Annotated in this window: 15 protein-coding genes; 6 read left to right on the top strand and 9 right to left on the bottom strand. The window is 71.3% G+C overall.

Features of this window, described 5'->3' with window-relative positions; translation table 11 throughout:
* The first annotated feature begins 10 nt into the window (after positions 1-10).
* Entirely contained in the window at positions 11-814 is an 804-nt protein-coding gene (locus IF55_RS31660; protein ID WP_063764076.1) for a maleate cis-trans isomerase family protein, read from the top strand.
* A gap of 179 nt (positions 815-993) precedes the next feature.
* On the opposite strand, the gene IF55_RS31665 is transcribed toward IF55_RS31660, so the two are convergent.
* Complete coding sequence (locus IF55_RS31665; protein ID WP_030889510.1) at positions 994-1,386, bottom strand: MerR family transcriptional regulator; 393 nt, start codon at positions 1,384-1,386, stop codon at positions 994-996.
* Positions 1,387-1,526: 140 nt separating this feature from the next.
* Between IF55_RS31665 and IF55_RS31670 the strand changes: the two genes are divergently transcribed.
* From IF55_RS31670 to IF55_RS31685, 4 genes are all read left to right on the top strand, one after another.
* A complete protein-coding gene (locus tag IF55_RS31670) occupies positions 1,527-2,450 on the top strand; it encodes an alpha/beta hydrolase (RefSeq protein ID WP_048832891.1) in 924 nt (307 codons plus the stop codon).
* 1,454 nt (positions 2,451-3,904) lie between these two features.
* Positions 3,905-5,053, top strand: a complete 1,149-nt coding sequence (locus tag IF55_RS31675) for an EstA family serine hydrolase (protein ID WP_030889506.1) — start codon at positions 3,905-3,907, stop codon at positions 5,051-5,053.
* Between the two features lie 520 nt (positions 5,054-5,573).
* Positions 5,574-6,890, top strand: a complete 1,317-nt coding sequence (locus tag IF55_RS31680; protein WP_048832906.1) for a phosphatase PAP2 family protein — start codon at positions 5,574-5,576, stop codon at positions 6,888-6,890.
* A gap of 85 nt (positions 6,891-6,975) precedes the next feature.
* On the top strand, positions 6,976-7,680 hold the full coding sequence (locus tag IF55_RS31685) for a Clp protease N-terminal domain-containing protein (RefSeq protein ID WP_048832893.1): 705 nt from the start codon (positions 6,976-6,978) through the stop codon (positions 7,678-7,680).
* Between the two features lie 170 nt (positions 7,681-7,850).
* Here the strand turns inward: IF55_RS31685 and IF55_RS31690 are convergent, their stop codons facing one another.
* The 7 genes from IF55_RS31690 to IF55_RS31720 all read right to left on the bottom strand — a co-directional run bounded on the left by IF55_RS31690 (position 7,851) and on the right by IF55_RS31720 (position 14,897).
* Entirely contained in the window at positions 7,851-8,696 is an 846-nt protein-coding gene (locus IF55_RS31690; protein ID WP_030889499.1) for a class II fructose-bisphosphate aldolase, read from the bottom strand.
* A gap of 304 nt (positions 8,697-9,000) precedes the next feature.
* Positions 9,001-10,317 carry an alpha-glucosidase/alpha-galactosidase gene (gene melA / locus IF55_RS31695; RefSeq protein WP_030889496.1) on the bottom strand — a complete coding sequence of 439 codons (1,317 nt, stop codon included), beginning with the start codon at positions 10,315-10,317 and terminating at the stop codon, positions 9,001-9,003.
* On the bottom strand, positions 10,314-10,703 hold the full coding sequence (locus IF55_RS41375; RefSeq protein WP_030889493.1) for a PfkB family carbohydrate kinase: 390 nt from the start codon (positions 10,701-10,703) through the stop codon (positions 10,314-10,316). The genes melA and IF55_RS41375 overlap by 4 nt, the downstream gene beginning before the upstream one ends.
* Positions 10,704-10,734: 31 nt before the next feature.
* Entirely contained in the window at positions 10,735-11,619 is an 885-nt protein-coding gene (locus IF55_RS31705) for a carbohydrate ABC transporter permease (protein ID WP_030889490.1), read from the bottom strand.
* Positions 11,616-12,569 carry a carbohydrate ABC transporter permease gene (locus tag IF55_RS31710; RefSeq protein WP_030889487.1) on the bottom strand — a complete coding sequence of 318 codons (954 nt, stop codon included), beginning with the start codon at positions 12,567-12,569 and terminating at the stop codon, positions 11,616-11,618. The genes IF55_RS31705 and IF55_RS31710 overlap by 4 nt, the downstream gene beginning before the upstream one ends.
* Positions 12,570-12,578: 9 nt before the next feature.
* Complete coding sequence (locus tag IF55_RS31715) at positions 12,579-13,910, bottom strand: ABC transporter substrate-binding protein (protein ID WP_030889484.1); 1,332 nt, start codon at positions 13,908-13,910, stop codon at positions 12,579-12,581.
* Between the two features lie 171 nt (positions 13,911-14,081).
* Positions 14,082-14,897, bottom strand: coding sequence for an endo alpha-1,4 polygalactosaminidase (locus tag IF55_RS31720; protein ID WP_030889481.1), 816 nt, complete (start codon positions 14,895-14,897; stop codon positions 14,082-14,084).
* A 272-nt stretch (positions 14,898-15,169) separates the two neighbouring features.
* Between IF55_RS31720 and IF55_RS31725 the strand changes: the two genes are divergently transcribed.
* On the top strand, positions 15,170-15,931 hold the full coding sequence (locus IF55_RS31725; RefSeq protein ID WP_030889478.1) for a DeoR/GlpR family DNA-binding transcription regulator: 762 nt from the start codon (positions 15,170-15,172) through the stop codon (positions 15,929-15,931).
* A 52-nt stretch (positions 15,932-15,983) separates the two neighbouring features.
* On the opposite strand, the gene IF55_RS31730 is transcribed toward IF55_RS31725, so the two are convergent.
* Entirely contained in the window at positions 15,984-16,994 is a 1,011-nt protein-coding gene (locus IF55_RS31730; protein WP_030889475.1) for a DMT family transporter, read from the bottom strand.
* Between the last annotated feature and the right edge of the window lie 33 nt (positions 16,995-17,027).

Consider the following 17,027-nt stretch of genomic DNA (forward strand, 5'->3'; position numbering starts at 1 on the left):
GAGGCCGCGCATGTGGCGACCCGACGGCTGGAACACCGTCCTCAGGCTCGGCATCGTCACCCCCGACGTCGACCTGAACCCCGAATCGGAGATCCGGGCCATGGCCCCGGCCGGCATCGGCGTCCACGCGGCCCGCGCACGCTTCGCTGTGGAGGCGCACCCCACCGTGGCGATGCCGCTGCCCTCGGTGCGCGCCTTCGCCGCACCGCCGCACGCCGACGACGCCGTCGAACAGCTCGCCCGCGCGCCGCTGGACGCCATCGCCTTCGCCTTCACCAGCACCACCTACCTCCTCGGGGCACAGGACGACGCGGCGATGCTGCGCCGGCTACGGGACCGGGCCCGGGGTACGCCGGTCGTGGCGACCGTCACCGCCGCCGTCCAGGCCCTGCACGCCCTGGGCGCGCGACGCCCCTGCCTGGTCCACCCGCCCTGGTTCTGCGGCGAGATGGACCGCCTCGCCGAGACCTACTACCGCGACGCCGGGTTCCGCGTCACCGGGTCCAGCGTTCTGCGCACCACGCGCGAATGGGCGGCGGTCTCCCATGAGGAGATCTACCGCTGGGTGCTCGACCACACCCCCGACACCGCCGACGCCGTCCTCATCGACGGCAACGGCTTCCGCCGTGCCGTCGGCACCATCGAACGACTGGAAGCCGCCGTGGAACGCCCGGTGCTGACGGCCAATCAGGTCGTGTTGTGGGCGGCCCTGCGCGCCGCCGCCGCTGGCACCGCACCCGCAGGCAACGCCGTCGTACCCGCCGTCATACCGGCCGTCACCGGTTACGGGCGTCTGTTCACCACTGACGGCTGACGGCTGACGTCCGACGGCTGAGGGCGTCCCCGCCTTCGCCCGGCCTGGCCGTACCGCCCGGCCTGGCCGTACCGCCCGGCCCGGCCGTACCGCCCGGCCCGGCCGTACCGCCCGGCCCGGCCGTACCGCCCGGCCCGGCCGTACCGCCCGGCCCGGCCGTACTGCCTGGGCCGGGCGCTTCAGGCGGCGCGGTCGATTGCCTCGCCGGTCGTCTTCATGCGGCGGACGGTCGCCAGGTAGTCGGCGATCGAGTCCCGGTTGCGGGTCAGGCAGTCGATGCGCTGGGTCAGGTGGTCGTGCTCACGCTCCAGGATGGCGACCATCTCCGGGGTCAGGTCGTCGAAGTAGATGCTCCTGGGCTGGTCCAGGCACGGCAGGATCTGGCGGATGATCCTGGTCGGCAGCCCGGCGTCGAGCAGCCCCTTGATCTGCATGACACGGCCCACGTGGAACTCCGCGTACTCGCGGTAGCCGTTGTCGGAGCGGCCCGGCGAGATGAGCTTCTGTTCCTCGTAATAGCGCAGCAGCCGCCGGGAGGCCCCGGTGCGCTCTGCCAGCTCTCCGATCTTCATGGGACCGAGCCTATGACAGCCCTGGTCGGGGTCTCGCGACCGCCTATTTGACCTTCACATCAATGTGAGGGTCGGAGACTCGCAGAGCGGTTGGAACGCAGCCGCTCACGTCTTTCACATCTTTGATGAGGAGATCCCCCATGACTTCGTTCGACGTTTCCGCCTTCTACCAGGAGTGGGCGACGCAGAGCGGGCTCGTCTTCGCCGCGGCCACCGGAGAGGGGCCCGACAGCCTGGCGGACGTACGGCTCGGCTACCGGAAGTTCTTCCAGGACAGCTTCCCGGCGCCGCACGGCGTGACCTTCGAGTCCGTGGACGCGGACGGGGTGCCCGCCGAGATCGCGGTCCCCGAGGACGCCATCCCCGGCCGGTACATGGTCTACCTGCACGGCGGCGCCTACATCACGGGTGACCCGCAGGGCTACCGCGGCCTCACCGGGACCCTCGCCCGGCGGCTGCGCGCCCGCGTCCTCGTACCGGACTACCGGCTCGCGCCCGACGCCGTCTTCCCCGCCCCCGTCGACGACTCCGTCACGGCCTACCGCTGGCTCCTGGCGCAGGGCGCCGCGCCGCGAAACGTCGTGTTCGCCGGTGACTCCGCCGGTGGCGCGATGGCGGTCAGCGCCCTGGTCGCCGCCCGCGACCTCGGGCTCCCGCTGCCGGCCGCCTCGATCGCCATCTCGCCCTGGGCCAACCTCGAACACACCGGCGCCTCGATGGTCACGCTCGACGCCGTCGACCCCTCCGTGAGCCGTGCGGGACTCCGCCAAGCCGCGGCCGTCGCCCTCGGCAACGCCCCGCTGAGCAGCCCGCTGGCCTCCCCGGTCTTCGCCGACACCCGGGGCCTGCCGCCGGTCCTGATCCAGATCGGCGGCCACGAGGTGATGCTCAGCGACGCCATCCGGCTGGCCGCGAAACTGGCCGACGACGCCGTGCCGGTGCGCCTGGACGTCGCACCGGGCATGGGACACGTATGGCCCCTGGTCGTCGGCCACCACCCCGCCGCCGACAAGGCCATCACCGACGCCATCGCCTTCGCCGAGGAACACCTCCCGAAGGCATGAGGCCCCCGCCAGGCTGCCTGCCGCAGGCTGCTCGGCCCGACGCCGCCCGGTGCCAGGTTGTTCGGTTCGATGCTGTCCGGCGTCAGGTGGCTCGGCCCGATGCCGCGCGGTGCCAGGGTTGCTCGGCCGGTGCCGCCCGGGTCAGGTGGCTCGGCCCGATGCCGCCCGGTACGAGGCCGCTCGGCGCAAGGGTGGTTGGTACGAGGTCGTTCGGCCCCATGCCGTTCGGTGCGAGGCCACTGGGCGCAAAGCCGCCCGGCACGAGGCCGCACGGACACGAGGCCGTTCGGCGGCAGGTCGCCCGGCACGAGGCCACTGGGCGCAGGACGGCTGGGTACGAGCCCGCTCGGCGCAACGCCGCTCGGCGCCGGGCTGGTTGGTACGAGGTCGTTCGGCAGGAGGCTGTTCGATACAAGGCCGCTTGGCCCGATGCCGTTCGGTACGAGGCCACTGGGCGCAAGGACGCTGGGCCCAAGGCCGCTCGGCACGAGGCCGCCAGCATGAGGCCACCTGGCACGAAGCTACTGGGCGTAAGGCTGCCTGTCGCAAGACCGCCTGGCATGAGGCCCTTCGGTACGAAGCCGCACGGACACGAGGCGGTTCGGCGCGGGCCTGCCAGGCGCAAGCCCGGTACGAGGCCACTCGGAGCAAGGTTGCTTGGCGCAAGGCCCTCAGCATGAGGCCGCCCGGCGCAAGGCCCTCAGCATGAGGCCGCCCGGCGCAAGGCCCTCAGCATGAGGCTGCCGGACGCAAGGCCGCACGGGCAGGAGGCCACTCGGCCCAAGGCGGTTCGGCGTGAGGCCGTTCGGCACGAGGCCACTGGGCGCAAAGCCGCCTGGCGCGAGCCTGCCCGGCACAAGGCCGCTCGGCGCAAGGCTGGTCGGTACGAGGCCCGTTCGGCACGAGGTGGTCCGGAGCAAGGCCACTTGGTACGAAGCCGCCTGGCGAAAGGTCGCACGGACACGAGGCCGTTCGGCGCAAGGTCATTCGGCGCAAGCCTGCTGGCTGCAAGGTCCCACGGGTACGAGACCACTCGGCCCAAGGCCGCTCAGTATGAGGCCACTGGCCGCAACGCCGCCCGGCGTAAGGCAACTTGGCACAAGGTCGCTCAGCAGAGGCCGCTCGGCGCAAGCCTGCCCGGCCCGAGGCCGTCCGGCGCAAGCCTGCCCGGCCCGAGGCCGTCCGGCGCAAGCCTGCCCGGCCCGAGGCCGCCTGGCACGAGCCTGCCCGGCGCAAGGCCGCCTGGCGCGAGCCTGCCCGGCGCAGAGCCGCCCGGCACGAGCCTGCCCGGCGCAAGGCCGTTCGGCGCGAAGCCGCCCGGCCCGAGGCCGTTCCGCACGCAATCCCTGGGCGGAAGCCCACTTGGTGGGGGGCCGTTCGTCATCGCACGGGCCTCCCGCCGGCTCGCCCCCGCAAGTCGAAGTCCCCCGGTACATCATCAGAAAGGACCCGTCATGCCCGATATCCATGGCACACAGCAACCCCGTTTCGACGCCGTACGGGCGGCGTTGCGGCGGAACTTGGATTCCGGTGAGGAGGTCGGAGCCTCGCTGGTCGTCGATATCGACGGTGAACGCGCCGTCGATCTCTGGGGCGGCCACCGCGACGCCGCCCGCACCCTCGCGTGGGAGGAGGACACCGTCACCAACGTGTGGTCCGTCACCAAGACCGTCACCAGCCTCGCCGCGCTCATGCTCGTCGACGGCGGTGACCTCGACGTCCACGCGCCGGTGGCCCGCTACTGGCCCGAGTTCGCGGCCAACGGCAAGGGGCACGTGGAGGTCCGGCACCTGCTCTCGCACACCTCCGGAGTCGCCGGCCTCGACGGGCCGGCCACAGTCGCCGACCTCTACGACACGGAGCGGACCGCCGCCCGCCTGGCCCGGCAGGCACCGTGGTGGCGTCCGGGCACGGCATCCGGCTACCACATCTTCAGTTACGGGCACCTGATCGGCGAGCTGGTCCGCCGCACCACCGGCCGCACCCTCAAGGAATTCGTCGCCGAGGAGATCGCGGGCCCGCTCGCCGCGGACTTCCGCATCGGAGCGGACGGGTACGACCGGCACCGCATCGCCGACGTGATACCGCCGCCCACGCCCGACGCGGCAGCCTCGTCCGGCCTGGAGCTGCCGCCGGGCAGCCCCGCGGCCAAGGCCATGAACGGCCCGGCCGTGGACGCGTCCGTCGCCAACACCCCGCGGTGGCGGGCCGCCGACATCGGCGCGGCCAACGGCCACGGCAACGCCCGTTCCGTCGCCCGCATCCTCTCCGTCCTGGTCCGCGGCGGCCAGACGGACGGTCCCCGGCTGCTCGGCCCGAAGACCATCGACACCGTCTTCACCGTGCAGGCCGACGGCACCGACCTGGTGAACGGCCTTCCCTTGCGCTGGGGCATCGGCTACGCCCTCCCTCAGCCGCAGGCGCTCCCGTGGATTCCCGAGGGGCGGATCGCGTTCTGGGGCGGCTGGGGCGGCTCCATGATCATCATGGATCTGGACCGCCGCATGACGATCTCCTACATGATGAACCGGATGTCCCCGGGCATCCTCGGCTCCGCCCGCAGCGCCGCATACGTCCAGGCCGTGTACGACGCGGTGGGGTGACCAGCGTGGTGCGGCGCCAGGTGCAGCGGCACCGAGCGCAGCGGTGCCCGGCTCAGCGGGGGACGGCTCAGCGGGGAACGGGCGTCGCGTCCCCGTCCCGGCACGATCCATCGTGATCTGCGGACGGGCCGCACGCTCGGCCCCGCACCGCCCCCCGCCCAGCGGCGTCGGCCGCTCCGCCACGCGTCCCCGCGCCCCAGCGGCGTCGGCCGCTCCGCCACGCGACCCCGCGCCCCAGCGGCGTCGGCCGCTCCGCCACGCGACCCCGCGCCCCAGCGGCGGCCGCCACCACGGCCGGGCCGATCAGGTGAAAGTCCCACCCGTACCATCCCGATAGCATGTTCGGGCTCGCGGCGACGCCCGGAGCGCCCGCTCCTCGCCGGACGGTCCAGCCATTCAGCGTGAAAAGCGACCTATATAACCGACGCAGCCAACGCAACCAACGCAGCCAACACCAGCAAAGCGGCCACAATTGATATCTGAAACATCACGGGTGTCCTCGCGAAACAGCTACCGGGCCATGCTCGCCGCGCTGCGCCGGCCACGGACCATTTTGTGGGGCATAGCCGGTATATCGGTCCTCGGGTTCCTCATAGCGCTGGAGATCGCCGCGCGCCACTACGGGCTGCCGGGGCCGATCTCCAACCAGGCGCAAGAGGTGATATTCGGCCCCAAATCGGGGCCGCTGCTGTACGCCGGCATGGGGCTCATGATGGTGGTGCTCACCTGGCGGGAACGTTTCATCGCCGCCGGCGCCGCCGTCGCCATCGATATCGTCTTCTTCCTGGTGCGCTGGGCGGCCGACGCCAGGATGACCTTCGGCAACGGCGCGCTGTGGGTGCTCCTGGGGTGCGCGGTCATCGCCGTGACGCGGCGTACGGGCCGGGAGCGCGCCCTGCTGCTGAAGGGCGTCGGCCTCGGCCTGCTGCTGGTGGCCGGCCGCAAGACCGGTGACACCTGGCTGCTCATCACGTCGAAGGCACTCCCGACGACGCTCGACCGCTACGTGGCCACCGCCGATCACGCGCTGGGCAACCCCTCGTGGCTGATGGGCCGGGCCGTCGAGGCCACCGGACCGGTCGGCGCCCACATCCTCGACTTCGTCTACGCCCAGCTCGCGGTGGCCGCGGTCGTCGTCGCGCTCTACCAACTGCGCAATGTGGCGAAGGAGCGCCGCTTCCCGGGCCACTACCTGGTGCGCACCTTCCTCGTCATCGGCCTCGTCGGCCCGGCCATCTACATGATCTTCCCGGTGGTCGGCCCGGTCTTCGCCTTCGGTACGGGGGCCTTCGGCACCGGCGGCGAGCACTGGGCGCTGGCGAACGTCTGGCCGCACACGGTGCCGCCGCTGCACGCCCCGCAGCCGATGCCGTACGACGACTTGACTCCGCGCAACTGCATGCCCAGCCTCCACACGGCGTGGGCCGTCACGATCTTCATCCACTCCCGCAAGGGCCCCCGCTTCCTGCGCATTGCAGGAACGTTTTGGCTGATCGCCACGCTCACCGCCACGCTGGGCTTCGGCTACCACTACGGCGTGGACCTCATCGCCGGCGTGGTCTTCGCGCTCACGATCGAGACGGCGCTGCGCTGCCTCGACCGCGGCTGGGACCGGCCGGCGGTCGCGCTGGTCGCGTACGGCACGGTGGTCTTCGCGGCGCTCCTGACCTCGTACCGCTATCTGCCGATGGAGATGGCGACCCATCCATGGGTGTTCGGGCCGCTCCTCGTCCTGGCGATGGCGTCGGTGGTCTACGGCTACGTACGGGTCGGCAGGCTCTGGGAGCCGAAGGCCGTTCCCGAGCCGCGCCCGGCGCCGCAGCCAGAACTGGTGTGAGCGCGAGCCGGAGAGGGCGGACCGGATTCCCGACAATCGTCAATTACAGGTTGACGCCCGTGGGGCGTCAACTTAAAGTTGACGCATGAGCCCACTCGACATCAGCCTCGCCGACCTGATCACCCGACTCGACGACGAACTCCCCGACGCCGACGCGCTGTCCCGCGTCAGCGAGGCGCGCCTGCGCGCCCAGACCCTGTCCGACCTCGGTGACCAGCTCATCGACCACTACGTCAGCAAGGCCAAGCGCAACGGCGCGTCCTGGACCGAGATCGGCGACGCCATCGGGGTCTCCAAGCAGGCCGCCCAGCAGCGCCACGCGCCCGGCCCCTTCGAGCGGTACACCGACCTGAACCGGCACTGCATCGTGCTGGCGCAGGAGGCCGCCCGTACCCACAAGCACGACTCCATCGGCACCGAACACCTGCTGCTCGGCCTGCTCGGCGAACCGCGCGGGCTGGCGTACGAGCTGCTGATCGCGGAGGCCGGACCGGAGCGGCGCGTCCGCGACGCGATCGAGGAGGCGCTGCCCCCGGCGGGCGAGAAGGCGCCGCGCGGGCACATCCCGTTCCGGCCGGAGAGCAAGGACGCCATTGGACAGGCGGGCCGCGCCGCGGCCGACCTCGGCCACGACTGGATCGGCACGGAGCACAGCCTGCTGGGCCTGGCCCGCACCGAGGGGAGCCCGGCCGCGCGCATCCTGCGCGACCTCGGCCTCACGGCGGACGGGCTGCGCGCGGCGGTCGGGAACGAGGTCGCCCGCCGGAGCGCGGACCGCGACGCGCGCTAGCGAGAAGCCCGCGGGCCCGGCCGGCGCCCCGGCGGCACCCCTGATAAAGCGTCGTGCACGGTGGCCCGAAGGCGACCGTGCACGACGACATATTGATATATCCGCCTATTGGCTATTCGCTATTGGTGTATCCGCGGCGCCCGGCGGCCTCGGGCCCCGCCCGCCCCCGGCTACGAAGCCGCGCGGGCCGGCAAGGACGAGGCGAAGAGCCGCAGCAGCCGGGCGACCTCGACGGCCATCGCCTCGCGGCCCCGGCTCACATAGCGCCGGGGGTCGACGACGGGCCCGGCGTCGAGCACGTCGCGCACGGCCGCGGTGAAGACCGTGTTGAGGTGCGTCGAGATATTGATCTTGCGGATGCCGGCGGCGGCCGCGGCCGCCAGGGTCGGGTCGTCCGCCCCCGACGAGCCGTGCAGGACGAGCGGCACCGGCACCGCGGCCCGCAGCTCCCGTACGAGCGCCAGGTCGATGGCGGCGGTGCGCTCCGTCATGTGGTGCGAGGTGCCGACGGCCACCGCGAGGGCGTCCACGCCGGTGTCCGTCACGAACCGCGCGGCCTCGCGGGGGTCCGTACGGACGCCGGGCGCGTGCGCCCCGTCCTTGCCGCCGACCTCGCCCAGCTCCGCCTCCAGGAACACGCCGTGCTCCCGGCAGTGGTGCGCGATCCGGCGGGTGTAGGCGACGTTCTCCTCCCAGGGCAGGGCGGCGCCGTCGTACATCACCGATGTGAAGCCGAGCGCGACGGCCTCCTCGATCAGCTCGGGGCGGGTGGCGTGGTCCAGGTGCAGGGCCGCGGGCACGCTGGACGCCGCGAGGGCGGTACGGGCCGCCGCCGCGAGCGGGCCGAGGGAGCCGTGGTGCGCGACGGCGTTCTCGCTGATCTGCACGATCACCGGCAGCCGCTCCCGCTCGGCGCCGATGAGGATGGCCTCCATCTGCTCGATGAGGGCGACGTTGAAGGCCCCGACCGCCGCTGCGGTGTTGTGGAGCATGTCGTACGGGCTGACCAGAGGCATGGCGTGAGTTCCGGGGGTCGGCGGCCGACCGGACGGTGCCGGTCGGCCGGGTTCGGCGGATGAGAGGGGGGTCGGTCGCTCAACTGAGGACGACGGACCGCGTCAGGTGGGCGGGGCTGTCGGGGTTCCGCCCCGCGTCCTCGGCGAGCCGCACCGCCACGCGCTGGGCGAGCACCAGCTCCGCCAGCGGGTGGCGATCTCCTGGCTCGTGAGGGACATGAAGGGTGGTTTCCTCTTTTCTAGATTTTTCCCGGGTTTCCCGGATTTTCTAGGTTTTTCTCGGTGCGAGCGGCGTGGGGCCGGGTCAGCCGTCGGCCAGCGTGGCCCGCAGCGACGGCTGGAGGAGGTCGGCGTGGGCGCGGACCATGTCGTCGCAGAGCTGCCAGATCTGGTCCACGGTCAGCGTGGCGGCGGTCGCCGGGTCGGTCATGGCCGCCTGCCGGATGTGCTTCGGCTCGTTGTCGACGGCGGCGCGCACCACGAGGTTGTTCATGCTCAGGTACGTGCGGTTGAGGGCGGCTAGCTGCGGCGGCAGTTCGCCCGCGTGGGTCGGCTGGATGCCCGTCGCGTCGACCAGGCAGGGCACCTCGACGACGCCGTGGGACGGCAGGTTGTCGATCAGACCGCGGTTGGGGACGTTCCCGTAGATGGTGCGCGGGGTGCCGGTGACCATGCTGTGGATGATCTGCGGGGCGTACTCCATGGTGCCCTCGACGGTGAGCGGCTGCCCGGCGGCGAGCGCGTCACGGGTGTGCTCGTACTCGGCGACGTTCTCGTCGACGATGCCGACGTACGCGCCGATCGGCAGCCGCAGCCGCTCGACCTCGCTGTCGTGGTGCAGGTACCACGGCACGTACTCCGAGGAGTGCTCGCTGGTCTCGGTCGGGTAGAAGCCGAGGCGGCGGTACATGTCGACGCGCACCCGGCGCCGCAACTGCTCGTCCTTGGCGATGAGTTCGTCGAGGCGGGGGTAGAGGTCCTGGCCCTGGTGCTCGAAGCGCAGCACCCACGCCTGGTGGTTGACGCCCGCGGCCCGGTAGGTGATCTCCTCGAAGGGGACGTCCACGAGCTTGGCGAGGTCGTGCATGGTCCAGTACACCGAGTGGCACAGGCCGACCACCTTGGTCAGCCCGGTGGCCTCGGTGAGGTACTGGATGTTCATGGCCATCGGGTTGGTGTAGTTGAGCAGCCACGCGTCGGGGCACAGCTCGGTGATGTCCTCGCCGAGCTGCTTGAGGAACGGGAAGGTGCGCAGCGCGCGGAAGATGCCGCCGACGCCGAGCGTGTCGCCGATGGTCTGGCGCAGCCCGTAGCGGGCGGGGACGTCGAAGTCGGTGCGGGTCGACTCGCCCATGCCGATCTGCACGATGTTGATGACGAAGTCGGCGCCGGCCAGGGACTCGCGGCGGTCGGCGTGGGCGGTGATGGTCGCGTCGGCGTTCAGCTCGCGCGCGATGTAGCGGGCGGCGGCCTCGGCGGTGGCGAGCCGCTCGGCGCCGATGTCGTGCAGGGCTATGTGCGCGTTGCGCAGCTCCGGGAAGGCGAAGAGGTCGGCGAGGAGCCCCTGGGTGAAGACGACGCTGCCGGCGCCGATGAAAGCGATCTTGGGCTGGGTGGTCATGAGGTGTGTGCTCCGTCGGGAGAGAGATGGGTGAGGGCCTTGTCCCAGGCGGCCTGGGCGGCGGTGCCTCCTTGGGCCCTCGTGGACAGGGCTCCGCACCCCGCTGCGATGCGCAGCGCCTGGTGCGGAGGCTGACGCCGGATGGTGGCCGCGATGAAACCGGCGTCGAAGCTGTCCCCGGCGCCGACGGTGTCCGTCGGCGTCACGGGGATGTTCGGCGTCACGGGGATGCCCGGCGCGCTCATCAGTGAGCGGCCGTCGCGGCACAGGGCGCCGGAGTCGGTGAGCTGTTCGCGCCGGCCGAAGGCGAGTGGTTCGGTGAGCGGGCCGAGGGTGACATCGGGGCTGGCGTCCCCGATGACGAGCAGGTCGTACGCGGTGGGCATCGTGGTCCTTCGAACGGGCGGCGCGGGCGGGTCAGCCCTTGAGGCCGCTGGAGGCGACCGAGCGGATGAAGGCCTTCTGCGCGAAGAGGAACGCGATGAGCACCGGCAGGACGGTGAGGACGTTGCCCGCCATGACCGCGGACCAGTGGGTGTGGTGCCGCCCCTGGAAGGTGGTCAGGCCCAGTTGGAGCGTGTACTGCGTGTCGTGGTTGATGGCGATCAGCGGCCAGCTCAGGTCGTTCCACGTGGTCAGGAAGGTGAGCACCGCGACGGTGGAGAGCGCGGGCCGGGCGAGGGGCACGACGATGGAGAAGATCACCCGGAGCCGGGAGCAGCCGTCGATCCAGGCGGCCTCCTCCAGTTCCCGGGGCAGGGCCATGAAGAACTGCCGCAGCAGGAACACCGCGAACGGCGTGACGAGCGCGGGCACGATCAGCGCGCCGAGCGTGTCGATGAGCCCGAGCTTCTTCATGACGAGGAAGGTCGGAATCATCGTGAGCTGGAAGGGGATCGCCATCGTCGCCAGCATCAGGACGAGGATCAGTTTCGAGCCGGCGAACCGCATCCGGGCGAAGGCGTAGCCGCCGAGCACGCCGAACACCAGGTTGGTGGTGACGGCGACCGCGGAGACGATCACCGAGTTCAGCAGCCAGCGCGGGAACATGGAGTTGCCGAGGACGTAGCGGTATCCGCTGAGGTCGATCTTCGAGGGCCAGAGCGCCGGCGGGAAGCGGTTGATCTCGGCGTCGCTCATCACCGAGCTGAGCGCCAGCCAGATCAGCGGCGCCGCGAACAGCGCGGCCAACGGTATGAGCACCAGGTGCCAGCCGCTGAACGGGAGCCGGAAGCGGCGCCGTTCGGTCGGCAGGGCGCTCGGACGGGAGGAGATCCGTGTCTCGGTCGTGGTCGCGGTCATGAGGCGGCTGCTTTCGTACGACGGGGGGTGCGCTCGCGGCGGACCACGCGCATCACGACGCCCACGATGATCAGCGCGACGGCGAGGACGTAGGCGGCGGCGGCTCCGTACCCGGCGGTGAACTCCTTGAAGGCCTGCTCCCAGATGAAGTAGACGATCACGGTGGTCGAGCCGAGGGGCCCGCCCTTGGTGGTCACGTACACGAGGTCGAAGACCTGGAGGGACTGGATGGTCTGCCACAGCAGCAGGAACACGCTGACCGGCGCGAGCGCGGGCAGCGTCACGTGCCGCAGTATCTGCCGCTTGCCCGCGCCGTCGAGGCGCGCGGCCTCGACCAGGGACTGCTGGACGTCCTGCAGCGCCGCCAGGTAGATGACGGTGCACAGGCCCGTACCGCTCCACAGCGTGATGATCACCAGGACGAGCAGCGCCTGCGAGGGGTCGGTGAGGAAGCCCTGCGGGGAGATGCCCAGGTGGTTCAGGACGGAGTTGGCCGCGCCGAACTCCGGGTCGAGGATGAAGGAGAACAGCACGCCCTGCGCGGTGGCGGAGATGACGAACGGGACGAAGAACAGCGTCCGGTAGAGGCCGACGAAGCGGATGCGCTGGTTGAGCACGAGGGCCAGGGAGAGCCCGATGACGATGCTCAGGGGCACGTACAGCACCGTGTAGAAGAGCGTGTTCCGTACGGCCTGGTGGAAGTTCGGGTCCTGGCGCAGGGCCTGGTAGTTGTCGAGGCCCACCCAGCGGCTGGGCGTGACGAGGTCGTTGGCCTGGAAGGACAGCAGCAGCGACCAGATGACCGGCAGGACGCTGAGGCCGAGGATGACGAGTACGGCGGGGGAGACGTACGCCCAGGCCGTTGCCGCCTCCTTGCGGCGCCGACGGCGCAGGGCACGCGGTTCGGACCGGTTCTGCGGCAGGGTCAGCGGTGTGGGAAGTTGGGGCATATCGGGTCCTCAGCGCGGTATGAGCAGGGCGGCGTTGGACTCCTCGGCACAGGAGCGCACCGCTTCGGCGGGGCTCTTGCGGCCGAGCAGCACGGCGATGATGGCTTGCCCCAGGGACCGCGAGATGCGCGGGTAGGCCGGGTGCACGGGGCGTACGCGCGCCGAGGTGAGCGCCTCGGTGAACACGGAGAGGCCGGGGGTACGGGCGGAGTAGTCGTGCCACTCCTGGCGGTCCTCGCTGCGGCGGCTGAGCGGCAGGCTGCCCGCCTCGACGTCCCACCGGCTGTCCTGGGCGGGCTGGGTCAGCCAGGTGACGAAGGTCTTGGCGGCCTTCACGCGGGCCTCGCCGTTGTCGAACAGCGTCCAGGTGTCGGGCCCGGAGATGGTGACGGGACGGCGGCTGAAGCTGGGCAACGGGGCGACGTGGTAGTCGAGGTTCGCCTGCTTGACGTCCAGCAACTGCGAGGGGGCGGTCGGCACCATGCCCATCCGCCCGGAGAGGAAGACCTGGTACATCTGCTCGCCGCCGGGCTTGGGGTCGACATAGACGCTCTTGTCGTCCGCCATCTCCTTGACGACCTCCAGGACGCGGGCGCCCACCTCCTCGAAGCCGATGCTCTTCCCGTCCTCGGCGATGACATCGCCGCCCAGGTCCCACACCATCGGCCACAGCCGCCACACCGTGTCCTCGTCGCCGGTCCCGGGCCAGCCGGTGCCGAACCGCCCCTTGGCCCGGCTCGTGAGCCGGCGCGCGGTCTCGGTGTACTCCTTCCACGTCCAGCCCGGCTTGGGCAGGTCGACCCCGGCGTCGGCGAACACCTTCTTGTTGCAGATCACGGCCAAGGAGTCGAGGAGGGCGGGGACCGCGCGGACCTTGCCGCGAATGGTGACGGCCTCCCGCGCGGGCGCGTGGTAGTTGCGCCACGGCGTCGACCACTGCCCCACCATCTCGGTCAGGTCGACCACCTGCGGGCTGCGGGCCACGCTCGCGAGGTCGGAGCCGAAGATATAGGCGATGTCGGGGTAGGCGCCGGAGGCGAGCGCGGCGGTGACCTTCTGCAGCATGGCGTCGGCCAGCACGCCGCCGCCCAGGTCCACGCGGATGTCCGGGTGGGTGCGCTCGAACTCGGCGGCCAGACCTTTGATGGCCTTGGACCCGACGTCGGTCTGGCCGTGCCACATCTGGATCGTGACGCGGCCGTCGGCGCCGACCCCACTGGCGGTATCCGCCGCGCAGCCGGACAGGGCGCCGCCGCCGGCCGCGAGGAGCGCGCCGGCGCCGCCGGCGCGCAGCACATTGCGCCGTGACAGGAGACCGGGCGCTCGGGGGACTGCTGTCATCACTACCTCCAGGGGTTTGGCGCCCTGCGTCAGGCCGCCACCGTCGCGGGGCGCGGTGGCGGCGGGGAACTTATATGGGGAAAAGGAGACACGGGGAAGGGGGAGCGTCGAAAAGGCCGGGACGCGCGGGCACCGGGTCCCGGTCGCGCGGAGCGGGACCCGGTGCTCGGTTCAGCAGGTCTTGCGGACGTACTCTTCGTGGCCCTTGGGTTTGACGTTTTCGTCGCGGCGGACGATGCTCAGCTTGTCACCCCAGGCGGAGCAGGCCTTTTTCAGGCCGCTGTCCGTGTACTCGACGACATAGACGCGGGAGCCGTACGCCTTGGTGTACTTCTCGCACTCGTTGTACCGGCCGCACTCCTCGGCGACGGCGAAGTCAAGCCCGGTCTTCGCGTGGTCCTTGGCCAGATCCGGCGCGTTCTTCTGCGCGATGGCCAGGCCCTTGCTGTGGGCGTGCTGGGACAGGCGCGTGATGAGGTCCTCGGCCTGACTCGGGTCGAGGAGATCCTGGTAGCGGTCGTACGTGTCGTAGTTGTCGGGCTCGACTGCCTGGAAGCCCTTGGCGGCGCAGGTGTCGATCCAGCCGTTGACCTTTTCGGCGATCCGCTTGCGCTTGTCCTCGGTTCTGATGTCGAGGATGGCCTCGCCCCACTTGCCGTCGTAGACGACCTGGCCCTTCGAGTTCTTCAGCAGCAGATCGGAGTCCCAGTCCCCCTCCTTCTTCGGCTGGGTCTGGAAGGCATTGACGTAACAGATGTTGTAGAGACCGGGCGCCGGGTCCGCCGTGTAGTCCCGACTGACGATCTTCACGCCGGCGGGCGGGGTGTAGGCGCCGCCGATCTGGTAGTCCCAACCGATATGCGGGTTGGGAAGTTGGATACCGGGGGCGGCCGACGCCGTGGAGGCGGCGGTCAGGCAGGCCGCCGCGGTGGCCGTAAGGGCCGCGGCAACCGTCATACCCCTACGCACAACACGATTGAGGCTCATCGTTGAGCTCCCACTGTTGAGGGCACGACCCCGCCTCGGAACCCCGGAAGGGCCCTGGCGACTGTGTCCGGACTCATGGCGCGGGGCCAACTACCGGCTAGGCGTACCTCTGCGCCGAGTGCTCCACACCGGCGTTGCCACGGAGTAAAACCGAGCACATTCAGCCATGTCAATAGATTGGTTTTGACTGAACTGCCAATGGTTCGCGCATTCATGTGCGCATTCTGCGCACGAGCGTGAGCGGAAGCAGTTGTCAAGGCTATGCTCACCGCGTGCTGAGAAACGACCGCCACGCGCGGATACTCGACCATGTGGCAGCGCAGGGCAGTGCCGACGTGACGCAGCTTTCCCGGCTGCTCGGCGTCTCGCCCGCTACCGTGCGGCGCGATCTGCGGCACCTGAGCGAGCAGCGGCTGCTCGACCGTACGCACGGCGGCGCGCTCCCCAGCGGACTCTCCATCGAACTGCCGCTCCAGCACCGTGCCGCCCAGCGCTCCCCGCAGAAACAGGCGATCGCCCGCGCGGCCGCCGCGCTCGTCCCCGAGGGGGCGGTGGTCGGACTCAGCGGCGGCACCACCACCACGGAAGTGGCCCGCATCCTCGCCGACCGCGGCCCGGTCACCATCGTCACCAACGCCGTCAACATCGCGGCGAACCTGGTGCTCCGCCCCACCGTCACCCTGATCGTGATCGGCGGCACCGCCCGCAGCCAGAGCTACGAGCTGGTCGGCCCCATCGCCGAGAAGACCCTCGCCGACCACCACACCGACATCGCCTTCCTCGGCGTCGACGGCATCAGCGCCGCCCACGGCTGCACCACGCACGACCAGTTGGAGGCCGCCACCGACCGCGCCTTCGCCGGGCACGGCAGCCGTACGGTCGTCGTCGCCGACCACTCCAAGATCGGCCGGACCACCTTCGCCAAGATCTGCCCGACGGCCGACGTGCACACCCTGATCACCGACTCCGAGGCCCCCCAGGCGGAGCTTGCGGCCATGGAGGACCTCGGGGTGCGGGTCACGGTGGTCAGCTGAGACGGTCCGGCCGTCAGCCGTCAGCCGTCAGCCGTCAGCCGTCAGCCGGAGGTCATTCCTCGGCCCCCGCGGACTGCCGCGGAGCGCGCCGGCCCCGGCCCCGTTCCGGCTCGGTAGCGACCGACGGGCTCGGCCGCCCGGAGCCCTCGTGGACCGCGAGGAACACCACGGCGAACAGCAGCAGTGCCGTGCCGGTGAGGACGATCGCGTTCAGCCGCTCGCCGAAGGCGAGGACGCCGATGGCCGCCGCGGCGAGCGGATCGACCAGGGCGATCACGGAGGCCGTGGTCGCCCGTACCACGCGGAGGCCGGTGAACAGCAGGATGTACGCCAGCGCCGTCGGCACCGCCCCCAGGTAGAGGATCAGCCCCAAGGTCACCGCCGGCCGGTCCATGCCGGGCACCAGCCCCTCCCACCAGGCCAGCGGCAGCAGGCAGAGCATGCCCACGGTGAAGCCGGGCACCGTCGACTCGAACACGCCGCCGGGGCCGCGCCCGGAGAAGCGCCCCAGCAGGGTCACCCCGGCGTAGCCGACGGCGGAGAACATCGCGTAGCCGATGCCCAGCAGGGGATCGGGCCCGGTCGTCCCGTCGGCCCCGCCCATCAGCAGCGCCAGGCCGGCGACGCCGCACACCACCGCGGCGATCCCGGCGGCCCCGGCGCGCTCGCCCAGCGTCAGCCGGGCGCCGACGGCCACCAGCACCGGGCCCGCGCCCAGCGTCGCCACCGTGCCCACGGCCAGCCCGGCCTGCTGCACGGCGGCGAAGTAGGCGGTCTGGGCCATCGCCATGCCGATGCCCGTGATCAGGGCCCGCCGCGGGTTCCCCGCGTACACCGCGCGCAGCGGGGGCACCGCCTCGGGCCGCCGGGCCCGCCGGACGGTATGGGCCGCCAGGAGCAGTACGACTCCGGCGAGGAACCGCCAGAAGGTGACGGCGACGGGCCCGATCCCGCCGGCGTCGTACATCGCGGTCGCCACGGCGCCGCCGGTTCCCCAGGCGGTGGCCGCGATCGCCACATAGAGAGCGCCCCGCCACACGGGCAGGGCTGAAGAGGACTGCAAAGGACGTCTCCTCGGTCGATTGCCTGCACGAAT

Origin of the sequence: Streptomyces varsoviensis (assembly GCF_000718635.1) — a bacterium.
Lineage (GTDB): Bacteria > Actinomycetota > Actinomycetes > Streptomycetales > Streptomycetaceae > Streptomyces > Streptomyces varsoviensis.

Excerpts from the sequence above, each read along its gene's own strand:
- IF55_RS31660 (WP_063764076.1), top strand. The coding sequence starts at position 11 with ATGTGGCGACCCGACGGCTGGAACACCGTCCTCAGGCTCGGCATCGTC.
- IF55_RS31720 (WP_030889481.1), bottom strand. The coding sequence starts at position 14,897 with ATGAGCCTCAATCGTGTTGTGCGTAGGGGTATGACGGTTGCCGCGGCC.
- IF55_RS31680 (WP_048832906.1), top strand. The coding sequence starts at position 5,574 with ATGCTCGCCGCGCTGCGCCGGCCACGGACCATTTTGTGGGGCATAGCC.
- IF55_RS31690 (WP_030889499.1), bottom strand. The coding sequence starts at position 8,696 with ATGCCTCTGGTCAGCCCGTACGACATGCTCCACAACACCGCAGCGGCG.
- IF55_RS31675 (WP_030889506.1), top strand. The coding sequence starts at position 3,905 with ATGCCCGATATCCATGGCACACAGCAACCCCGTTTCGACGCCGTACGG.
- IF55_RS31670 (WP_048832891.1), top strand. The coding sequence starts at position 1,527 with ATGACTTCGTTCGACGTTTCCGCCTTCTACCAGGAGTGGGCGACGCAG.
- IF55_RS31715 (WP_030889484.1), bottom strand. The coding sequence starts at position 13,910 with ATGACAGCAGTCCCCCGAGCGCCCGGTCTCCTGTCACGGCGCAATGTG.
- IF55_RS31710 (WP_030889487.1), bottom strand. The coding sequence starts at position 12,569 with ATGCCCCAACTTCCCACACCGCTGACCCTGCCGCAGAACCGGTCCGAA.
- IF55_RS31665 (WP_030889510.1), bottom strand. The coding sequence starts at position 1,386 with ATGAAGATCGGAGAGCTGGCAGAGCGCACCGGGGCCTCCCGGCGGCTG.
- melA (WP_030889496.1), bottom strand. The coding sequence starts at position 10,317 with ATGACCACCCAGCCCAAGATCGCTTTCATCGGCGCCGGCAGCGTCGTC.
- IF55_RS41375 (WP_030889493.1), bottom strand. The coding sequence starts at position 10,703 with ATGCCCACCGCGTACGACCTGCTCGTCATCGGGGACGCCAGCCCCGAT.
- IF55_RS31685 (WP_048832893.1), top strand. The coding sequence starts at position 6,976 with ATGAGCCCACTCGACATCAGCCTCGCCGACCTGATCACCCGACTCGAC.
- IF55_RS31705 (WP_030889490.1), bottom strand. The coding sequence starts at position 11,619 with ATGACCGCGACCACGACCGAGACACGGATCTCCTCCCGTCCGAGCGCC.